The organism is Nonlabens sp. (assembly GCF_047636915.1).
Taxonomy (GTDB): Bacteria; Bacteroidota; Bacteroidia; order Flavobacteriales; family Flavobacteriaceae; genus Nonlabens.
Genome location: NZ_JBLIGN010000086.1, coordinates 1 through 10,909 on the forward strand (window position 1 = coordinate 1; position 10,909 = coordinate 10,909).

The following is a 10,909-nucleotide window of genomic DNA, read 5'->3' on the forward strand; positions in this document are numbered from 1 at the left end:
ATCTTATTTGCATTCCCTAGACCTTTGATAATGTCCATACCACTATGCCCACCATTAAGACCTTTTACCGTAATTTTTTTAGATATATAATCATCAGAAAGGGATTCTAGCAAGTAGCTTTTAGTAGCTGTCACATCTACTCCACCAGCGCAGCCTATGTCAATTTCGTCGTCTTCTTCTGTATCTAGATTCAATAAGATGGTAGAATTCAGAATGTCTTTATCCAATTCCATGGCTCCAGTCATTCCTGTTTCTTCATCAATAGTAAACAAAGCTTCTATAGCTGGATGTGCAATGTCACTTGAGGAAAGTACCGCCATAATAGAGGCAACACCTATCCCGTTATCTGCTCCTAAAGTGGTTCCATTTGCTTTTATAATGTCCCCTTCTACGATCATTTGAATTCCCTGTGTCAAAAAATCAAAATCCGTATCGTTGTTTTTTTGATGCACCATATCCAGATGCGACTGTAGAATAATGCTCTTGCGATCTTCCATTCCTGGGGTAGCGGGCTTTCTCATGATTACATTACCTATGGCATCTTCTATTACTTCTAATTGAAGTGATTTACCAAATTCTACCATGAAAGCACGCACACGTTCTTCCATTTTGGAAGGTCGAGGCACAGCATTTAAATCGGCAAAATGATTCCATAAGGAATGTGGTTCTTGTTTTCTTACTTCTTGTGACATAAAAAAATATGATTTTTGCAAATATAACAGTACAAGTAACCTACTTGCCTTAACTATTTGCTAAATGATTGTTGGTATTACTGATTTTCACCTGATAAGACAAATACATCTACATATTAGAATGTAAGGTGTGATGATCTAGTTTAAAAGATACAACTTATTAAATTCCTAAGCTTCTACACCTACTGAGTCTTGTTTCCAGCATCTTGATTCTTATTTCTTACTCGCTCTAAGCATTTCTCTCTTTCCCGGTGGTCCCGGCAGTCGTTCTACCCTAAACCCTACAGTTTGCATATTTCTACGCACCTGACCTGCAGCGCAATAAGTAGTTAATATACCGCCAGTTTTTAAAGAAGCGTAGGCCGCTGCAAATATTTCAATGGTCCACAATTCAGGTTGAGTACGCGGACCAAAAGCATCAAAATAAATTAAATCAAATTGATTTTGATCCTTGAGAAGTTCAAATGTTATTTGCTTTTTGCGCAACATAAAATTAGGATGAATCTCGTGATTTTCTTCCCAACTGGATTGGTGCAGGAGTTCATATAACTCCTGATTTTTTAAAAGCTGCCCATAGTCCATAGCAAGAACTTCTTCCTGAAGGATAGGAAAAGCCTCTACAGCTGTATATTGTATAGGGATTTTGGCGTCGTGTTGAGCTGTAAGCATGGCATTGAGACCAGTTCCAAAACCATATTCAAGAATCTGAAGAGGCTCTTGGCGGTCATCACGTTCTCCATTCAACAAGTTGTGGACAACACCCAAATGCGCCACCTCTAAATAATATTCTAAACCGGTTTTTATAAAAACATGAAGCGCCTCTTGCAAGGCGCCATGTTTAGAATGATATTGCTCATCGAGATCGGGCATATAAATGGTTTTTGAACCATCTCCCGTAGTCATGATCTCCCTTTTCATTTATTCTTCTGTTTTGGAAGCACCTTCCACATCTGGATTGTCAAACTTCTCAACAAGCGCCCCATCTGCAATAAAGCTTAACGTAACTTCTTCTTCGGTAATAGCTTCGATTTCTTCTTTAGATTTTCCAGCATCTTCAGCATAATGCCGTAATTCATCAACTGGAGTAATGTCCTTAAATGCTTTACCACTTAAAATTACTTCCTTTCCTTTTCCATTTTTAGGAAGGAAAAAACCGTAATCTTTAAACTTAACAGTGGCAGAAGCAGCTCCTACTGGCATTTTGATCCAGCAACCTTTCTTTACACACACATCTGCAATGGTACCTTTCACTTTTACTGAAGTAGTATCGCCTACTTTCATTGTTGAATACATAGTTCCCAATTCCGTGGCGTCTAAGACGTCACTATTAGAAAACTTTGCGCCATAATCCATATAGGCCATTTCTTGCACTTGCTCGTCATTAACGGCTGGCATTTCTTCTTCTTGCTTTTGTTCTTTGCATCCTATTAATACAAGTAATGCAAAAATTCCTGATATAAACTGCTTCATAGGTTTAAATTTTGATCAAATTTAGGAATTCGTTTAGATTTATACCTAGTCTTAATGAAGTATATTTGCAAAAATATACAAGCACAATGATGAAGACTGACGCAATCGTTATAGATAAGGTAAAAGAATCAAAAATCAGTACTATAGATTTTGATAATTTAACCTTTGGTAAAACCTTTACAGACCACATGTTGGAATGTACTTGGCGCGATGGTGACTGGCAAACTGTTGAGATTAAACCATATGGTCCTATTCAAGTAGAACCTAGTTGTAAAGTTTTTCATTACGGCCAGGCCATTTTTGAGGGTATGAAAGCTTTCAAGGATGCTACGGGAGATGTTTTCCTTTTTAGACCAGAAGACAACTGGAGAAGATTTAATGAAAGTGCCAAACGGCTTGCCATGCCAGAAATACCTAAAGAGGTATTTATTAATGGACTTAAAAAGCTGGTGAGCCTGGATAAAGAATGGGTGCGTTTTGGTGAAGGACTTTCTCTTTATTTGCGTCCTTTTATGATCGCTAGTGAAAGTGGAGTAGCCGCAGCGCCGGCGACCGAGTATAAATTTATGGTTATTATGTCCCCTGCATTTGCTTATTACAAAGGTGATGTTCGTGTTGTTATTGCTTCAGAATATTCTAGAGCTGCTAATGGTGGTGTTGGTTATGCAAAAGCTGCTGGAAACTATGCCGCTAGTTTTTATCCCAACAATCTTGCTCTTCAAGAAGGTTACCAACAAATTATATGGACAGATGCTGCTTCTCACGAATATTTAGAGGAGGCAGGAACTATGAATATATTTATACGTGTGGGAAATAAATTACTCACAGCGCCCAATAATGATCGCATTCTAAATGGTGTCACTAGAAGAAGTGTGATACAAATGGCAAAAGATCATGGAATTATAGTTGAGGAGAGAAGGGTTTCTGTCAATGAACTAAGAGAAGCTGCACATGATGGGACGTTAAAAGAAATCTTTGGAAGTGGTACTGCTGCTGTTATTGTTCCTATTAAAGGGTTTAAACACAAAGAACTAAAACATGAACTTCCTGAGTCAAATGATTCTTACGCCCTAAAATTAATGGGAGCTTTAAAAGATATTCAATACAATAGAGCTGAAGATAAGTATGGCTGGAGAGTGAAAGTATAAGACAACTTTACTTTAAATAACATGTAAAATGCCCGCTTTTTAAGCGGGCATTTTAAGTTTTCAGTTTTTGAGAAAGCACAATTATAGAAATCAGCATCACTATTATAATTTCTTTCTATACTTTTAGCTGGTGAAAAAATTGGCTTTTATATTCATCATGCTCGTTGCTGCCTTTGGGTGGTCACAAAACCAAGCCAACTGGTGGTTCTTTGGCACCAATGCAGGAATCGATTTTAATAGTGGGTCTCCTCTACCTAATGATATAGGCCAATTAGACACTATCGAAGGTTGCTCTGCTATATCAGATGCTTGTGGCTCCTTGCTTTTTTATACCGACGGAATTACTGTTTGGAACCGCAATCACAACATCATGCCTAATGGAGATAGCTTATTTGGAGACCCATCCAGCACTCAATCTGCATTAATTATTCCTTTATTTAACAGTCCTGACCTATATTATATATTTACGATATCCATATTTAATAGTACGTCTGGAAATACAAGGACTGGTTTGTACTATTCTGTGGTAGACATGAATTTGAATGCTGGGGCTGGAGATGTTATTGTCAATCAGAAAAATATAGAATTATTACCTAATAGTACAGAAAAATTATTTGCTGCCGTTGCTGCAAATGGTCAAGATACTTGGATTGTCACGTATGCAGCCAGCATAGCTGGAAGCTTGAGTTTTGATCAGTTTTATGCTTTTAAACTTACGCCTAATGGTATGGATCTACAGGCTACCGTAAACTCTTTGAGTCCCTCAACTCGCACGACAGATAAGCGAGGTTATCTCAAAGTATCACCAGATGGCACAAAAGCAGCTATGATGACCCAATTTTATGTAGATCTCACAAATCCGAATGAAGCCGGTTATGGCGCTTGGTTATTTGATTTTAATACCACTTCTGGTATGGTAAATAATCCAGTACGATTAAATTTCCCTAGTGGCTATCAAGCTTATGGAACAGAGTTTTCATTAGATTCCAGACTGCTCTATGTAGACCTTAATACACTAGGTAGTGGATTGGTACCAGCAGAAAGAATGTTGTTGCAATACAATACCACAGCCGCAAATTTTCAAAACAATCCTGTAGTTATTTATGAAAGTGATGTAAATAATCCCAATGATAATGTTTCAAGAGGTGCTTTACAAATTGCTCCAGATAAAAAGATATACTATTCTCGTGATGAACAGCAATGGCTGGCAGTTATTAATGATCCAAACAACATTGGTGCATTGAGTAACTTTCAATACGATGGGCTAGCGCTTACTCCAGGAACTAACAGTAATGAAGGATTGCCTCCTTTTTACAATGCCTTTTTTAACCCTTCATTTTCGGCAATTGAAGGGTGCAGTAACGCACCTACTCAGTTCCTTGCAGACGCTATTGCAACCTGTCCTAATCATTCTGTTCTTTGGGACTTTGGAGATGTTACTAGTGGTTCCGATAACAGCTCCATAGCTATTAACCCAACTCATATATATGCTACAGCAGGAACTTATACCGTTGTTTTAATTATTACTACGCCTACAGAGGTTTTTAATTCTAGTCGTAGCATTCAAATAGTAAACGCTCCTATTATAAATTCTGTAAACGATATAGAAGTATGCGATGATCGTTCTAATGATGGTTTTGCTCCTGTAGATTTTACCACAATCAGAACGACTGCTTTAGGCGCACAAAGCGCTAGTGACTTTGAGGTTACTATTCATTCTAGTGCTTTAGATGCCATGGAAGATTTTAATGCCATAGCAAATAATGACGTGGTAACCAGTGGCACTTATATGGTAAGAATTGATAACCGATTGTCAAATGGTTGTTATGACACTACGTTATTTGATGTAAATATTAGTGCTGTTCCAGTGCCATCGATGGTAGACGATTTGATCTTGTGTGATGATTTTAGTAACGATGGTGTCGAGTCCTTTGATTTAGAACTGGCTTCTATTCAAGGTTTTGGAACTCAAAACCCTTCCGGATTTGATGCCTCTTTCTATATAGGTCAAAATAATGCCGATTTAAGACAAAACCCAATTCCTTCACCTTACAACGGTTCTAACGACCAAGAAATCTTTATACGTTATGAAAATATCAATTCTATTGATTGCTATGCTTTGGCTTCTTTTAATCTTCGAATAATCACACAACCGCGTATCCCAATTCTTAATGATTTGACCGCTTGTGATGACGAATCTGGAGATTTAATAGAGCTTTTTGATCTTGCAAGCTTAGCAACCTTGATAGAACACACACAATTAGGAAATCTCACCACTACATTTCACCGCTCACAACAAAATGCAGAAATGGATATCAGCCCATTAAATCCTAATTATTCAAATACAGCAAGGCAAGAAATAATATGGGTGCGTTTAGAAAATAATGATTGGGTAACTTGCTATGATGTACAACCATTGCTTATCGAAGTATATCCAAAACCCGTTTTTTTTACCACTCCAGATTTTACTAAATGTATAGATGATGAGCTTCTCATTGAAGCCACAACAGGGTTTGTAGCCTATCGATGGAATACGGGGGCAACAACTTCTAGCATAAATGTGACCGATGAAGGAACCTATACTGTTACTATAATCGATCAAAATGGCTGTGAAGACAACAGTTCAACGACTGTAACTAATTTTTTTTCTACTCAAATAATTGCTGTAGAAGTGGAACAATTCACAATAAGGTCTAATCGCATCACCGTATTGGTCTCAGGAGATGGTCCATTTGAATACAGTATGGACAATGTGTTTTTTCAGGACAGCAATGTTTTTACTGACTTACTACCCGGATATTACACGGCTTATGTACGTGATTTGAATGCTTGTGACCTGGTAACTGCTCCTGCAGCAATCATTGGCGCACCTCCTTATTTCACACCTAATGAAGACGGTTTTCACGACTACTGGCAAGTAATCGCCATTGAAACAGAACCTGATGCGCAAATCTATATTTTTGACCGTTTCGGGAAATTATTAAAGCAATTAAGTCCGTTGGGACTTGGCTGGAACGGAATGTATAATGGGAATCCTCTTCCAAGTACTGATTATTGGTACCGTGTAGAATTACATGATGGCCGTAGTTTTAAGGGGCATTTCACTCTCAAAAGATAAATTGTTATTATAGTTCCCTTAATAAGAACAAAAATGGCCAGGTACATTCCCTTGGCTTCCCTTTTATCCTCCCTTATTTTAAATTGTATTTACTGATAATTTTAACCTCGCTTTCGCGAAAGCGGAATCACAAAAAACTTATTTTTACCATTCATGGAATTTAATATAGTATCAGAGTTCTCTCCTACTGGAGATCAACCACAAGCAATTCAGAAATTAATTAGTGGAATTGAAGCTAATGAAAAATACCAGACCCTTTTAGGTGTTACAGGAAGTGGTAAGACATTTACGGCAGCAAATGTGATTCAAGGTGTTCAAAAACCAACACTAGTGCTTTGCCACAACAAAACTCTTGCTGCGCAACTGTACTCAGAATTCAAAGATTTTTTCCCAGATAATGCCGTAGAGTATTTTGTCTCCTACTATGATTATTACCAGCCAGAGGCATTTATTCCTTCTAGCGGCACCTATATCGAGAAAGATCTTTCTATCAATGAAGAAATAGAAAAAATGCGATTGAGTACTACTTCTTCCCTACTTTCAGGAAGAAGGGATATTATCGTGGTAGCTTCGGTCTCTTGTTTATATGGTATTGGAAACCCTGTCGAATTTCAAAAAAATGTAGTACGAATAAAAAAAGACGAAGTAATTGCAAGAACTGCTCTACTTCACAAGTTAGTTCAATCCTTATATTCCAGAACTACAGCCGAATTCAATCGTGGAAATTTCAGAATAAAAGGAGATACCGTAGACGTTTACCCTAGCTATGCAGACACCGCTTTTAGAATACACTTTTTTGGAGATGAAATTGAAGAAATTGAACGTTTTAATCCATTAGATGGTACGGTTATAGAACGCTTTGAACAAATCACCATCTATCCAGCAAACATGTTTGTAACCTCACCTGATATCTTACAAGGTGCGATTCATTCCATACAAGAAGATCTGGTCAAGCAAACCGATTATTTTAAAGAAATAGGAAAACCACTTGAAGCCAAAAGACTAGAAGAACGCACAGAATTTGACCTAGAGATGATAAGAGAACTAGGCTACTGCTCTGGTATTGAAAATTATAGCAGGTATTTAGATGGACGTTTACCAGGTACGAGGCCTTTCTGCTTATTAGACTTTTTTCCAGATGATTTTTTAATGATTATTGACGAAAGTCACGTGAGCGTTCCTCAAGTCGGTGCGATGTATGGTGGCGATAGATCTCGTAAGGTCAATCTAGTAGATTATGGTTTCCGCCTTCCTGCTGCTATGGATAACCGTCCGTTAAAATTTGAAGAATTTGAAGCGCTTCAAAATCAAGTCCTTTATGTAAGTGCTACTCCTGCAGATTATGAACTGGCTAAGAGTGAAGGTGTAGTCGTAGAACAGATCATAAGACCAACAGGTTTGTTAGATCCAATTATAGAAGTGAGGCCGAGTCAAAACCAGATTGATGATATAGTAGAAGAAATAAGATTGAGAGAAGAACGAGATGAACGTGTGTTGATCACTACTCTAACAAAACGAATGGCAGAAGAACTTACGAAATACCTTTCTCGCATCAATGTGCGTTGTCGTTATATTCATAGCGACGTAGATACGTTAGAACGTGTGGAAATATTATCAGATTTGCGTAGAGGTGTTTTTGATGTACTTATAGGAGTTAACCTTTTAAGAGAAGGTCTGGATTTACCAGAAGTGTCACTAGTCGCTATTCTCGATGCCGATAAAGAAGGCTTTTTACGTAATCAGCGCTCTTTAACTCAAACGATAGGTCGCGCTGCTCGTAATATAAATGGGCGTGCTATTTTATATGCTGATAAAATTACAGCCAGTATGCAAAAAACCATGGATCAAACCGATTACCGTCGTTCCAAGCAAATGGCATACAATGAAGCTCATGGATTAAAACCTACTGCTATTAAAAAGAAACTGGAAACAGCATTGTACCGTAAAAATGCAGCTACCTATGCCATTGAAGAAGTGCTTACCTTAAAAGCCGCTGAAGAAGAGGCCGAATATCTTTCTAAAGGAGAATTAGAAAAGAAAATACGCAGTACTCGAAAAATGATGGAAAAAGCAGCAAAAGAATTAGACTTTATGGAAGCGGCTAGACTGCGAGATGAAATTAAAATGATGCAAGAAAAAGTCAAACAACATTAAAAAATTATTTTTGTTTTTCAAATTGCTTCCTAACTCTTCCAATTTGACCCTATAAGGCAGTTCAAAAATAATATTATTTTAAATTATATTCTTTTAAAGCATTTATAAGTCTTTGAAATTACACGGCACTTACTTTTCTTCTGGTAAGTACCGCGTAATTAAATCAGTTATAGTTGCGATAACTCCCCGTAAATAGCGTCATGACATATTTTAGGCTTGCTGCAAGCAGAATCTTAAAGCGGCGAAATCGATTTCGCTACTTTAATGATTCAAATTTTTTATGAATCTTAAAATGTTATAATTTTATAGGAGTGCTAATAATTATGCTTCATGAAAACTATACCATTTATTTTATGTCTCTTATTTTCTGTATCCTGTTTATTTGCGCAGGTAGGCATAGGAACTGCAACTCCTAGCGCAGATCTTGAAGTTGTTGCAAACGTATCATTAACAACAGGTGAATTTAATGGCGTTATTATTCCCAAGGTTAGCGTTTTACCTGAAGGAGGATTATTACCTAATGCGACGCAGAAAGGTTTAATTCTTTACTTGGCTAGTGGAACTGATTCAGAAGGGTTTTATTTCTTTGACGGGATAAAATATAGAAATGTGAGTGAGTCCCCCATTTTTTATAATGAGGCAACAACAGCTCACGCAACTGCTACAACTTCTGAAATTTTTAGGACAGGAAGAACAAGGTTTGGTTTTGACGCAGCAGCTGCTGCTCTGGTTTCTATAGAAAATCCCGGAACTCTTGTTTCTGAGGATCGAACAATTTTAAGCATCACAAACAGGCATAGCAGCACAGCTATGTCATCTGCAACAAGATCTGCGAATTTACTTAACTCCAGTGCTGCAAGAGGAAATAAAGTTGGTATAGAGAATCAAGTTTCAAGTGCAGGTGACGGATCTCATATAGGAATAGACAATCAAGTAGCGGTAAATAATAGCAGCACCGCAGCTAACTTTGGTATCAGAAACGTCATAGGACCTTTTACAACTTCGAACCAAGAACTAAGTGGAATCTCAGTAACCACTGGAAATGTTGCCTCTACAGGAATAATTTATGGCGTGAGAAGTAAAGCAATAAATGATGGATCCAACCAAGCATATTCCGGATATTTTGAAGGAGACCATTTTGCTATAAGAAATGAGGACAATTCAGACGGTTATGAAATGCCTACTACCTCAGGAATGACAGGACAAGTTTTAACTACTAATGGATCCAATACTGCGACATGGCTCGATATTGATGCAGATAAATTGAGAGTTAGAGCTACTTTAGGATCCGATAAATCTTTTACACCGAGCACACCAGGCGGAAATTCAAATTTTATGTCATGGGAGCCATTAGTATTTGATTCAGAAATCACCTCTACAGCCGCATATGATCAAACGACAGGTGTTTTTACAGCTCCTCGGAATGGCTTCTATTCCTTTACGATTAATGTAAGAGCCACATTTAGCCTCAACAGTAACGAACTAGTAGGTATAGCCATGACGAAAAACACGGATGTTAATGGCTTTTATCAAATGAGCGCGTATAGGTCTGACGAGTTTGGTAATCGTGTTGTTAGAACATTAACTGCAAATGTATACCTATCTAGCGGTGACCTGATTAATTTACATTTTGGTTTCTCACAAACGCTTGCTAATTTTAATGACTTAGAAGCAAATACATCAGAGCTAATCATCATAGAACAGTAGCTGTCCTTTTACTCCATAAAGTAGTTGATCAAAAACAAGCTTTATCAAATTTTTGTAAGACTTTCATCTTCAAGAAAAGTACCTTTACAAAAAAAAGAATGAAATATCTCTTGATTTGTGCGATTGCACTACTGCTACTTTCTTGTAACACAAAAAATGCTGCAGAAAAAGACGGAAAAAAAATCATAGGAGAAGATCTTATGGATCAAGTAGTAGACAGACAGCTGACCAAAGAATTTAAGGAGTATTGGTACAACGGTACTGCCGAAATATCCACCTATGAGCTACATCAAGCGAGATATGGAGAAATGAGAGATGGAACTGCTGTACTGATTTTTGTTACAGAACCTTTTGATAAAAAAGACCAAATAAAAGCAGATCAATCCAAAGATTCTAATAGAACTGTTTTGAAACTGAACGCCACTAGAAATTTTAATACAGGAATCTATCCGTACAGCATTATGAGCAGTACCTTTTTACCGCTAGATAAAAAAGATAATGCTATTAAAATTGCTACTTCCATTCAGGAGTGGTGCGGTCATACCTACATGCAATTTAATCAAGATGGCGATGCATATAAGGTGTCCCTTTATTCCTATTTTCAAAGTGAAGGGAATGAA

General features: G+C 37.4%; 6 protein-coding genes and 2 pseudogenes. 5 read left to right on the forward strand and 3 right to left on the reverse strand.

Annotation, left to right across the window (positions count from 1 at the left end; all coding sequences use genetic code 11):
* The 3 genes and pseudogenes from ACJAT0_RS10940 to ACJAT0_RS10950 all read right to left on the reverse strand — a co-directional run.
* A pseudogene (locus tag ACJAT0_RS10940) lies at nt 1–692 on the reverse strand (cytosol nonspecific dipeptidase); the annotation flags it as partial.
* A 213-nt stretch (nt 693–905) separates the two neighbouring features.
* Nucleotides 906–1,610, reverse strand: a complete 705-nt coding sequence (gene mnmD, locus ACJAT0_RS10945; RefSeq protein WP_415181676.1) for a tRNA (5-methylaminomethyl-2-thiouridine)(34)-methyltransferase MnmD — start codon at nt 1,608–1,610, stop codon at nt 906–908.
* Nucleotides 1,611–2,162 carry a DUF4920 domain-containing protein gene (locus ACJAT0_RS10950; RefSeq protein ID WP_415181677.1) on the reverse strand — a complete coding sequence of 184 codons (552 nt, stop codon included), beginning with the start codon at nt 2,160–2,162 and terminating at the stop codon, nt 1,611–1,613.
* Between the two features lie 86 nt (nt 2,163–2,248).
* Between ACJAT0_RS10950 and ACJAT0_RS10955 the strand changes: the two genes are divergently transcribed.
* From ACJAT0_RS10955 to ACJAT0_RS10975, 5 genes and pseudogenes are all read left to right on the forward strand, one after another.
* The gene (locus ACJAT0_RS10955) at nt 2,249–3,310 is read left to right on the forward strand and encodes a branched-chain amino acid aminotransferase (RefSeq protein ID WP_374003773.1); all 1,062 of its coding nucleotides are present in this window, start codon (nt 2,249–2,251) and stop codon (nt 3,308–3,310) included.
* A 139-nt stretch (nt 3,311–3,449) separates the two neighbouring features.
* Entirely contained in the window at nt 3,450–6,428 is a 2,979-nt protein-coding gene (locus tag ACJAT0_RS10960; RefSeq protein WP_415181678.1) for a T9SS type B sorting domain-containing protein, read from the forward strand.
* 153 nt (nt 6,429–6,581) lie between these two features.
* Nucleotides 6,582–8,582 (forward strand): excinuclease ABC subunit UvrB, encoded by a 2,001-nt coding sequence (gene uvrB / locus ACJAT0_RS10965; RefSeq protein WP_415181679.1) that lies wholly within the window; start codon nt 6,582–6,584, stop codon nt 8,580–8,582.
* Between the two features lie 330 nt (nt 8,583–8,912).
* Entirely contained in the window at nt 8,913–10,289 is a 1,377-nt protein-coding gene (locus tag ACJAT0_RS10970) for a C1q-like domain-containing protein (RefSeq protein WP_415181680.1), read from the forward strand.
* A gap of 98 nt (nt 10,290–10,387) precedes the next feature.
* Nucleotides 10,388–10,909 (forward strand): annotated as a pseudogene (locus ACJAT0_RS10975) (septum formation inhibitor Maf); the annotation flags it as partial.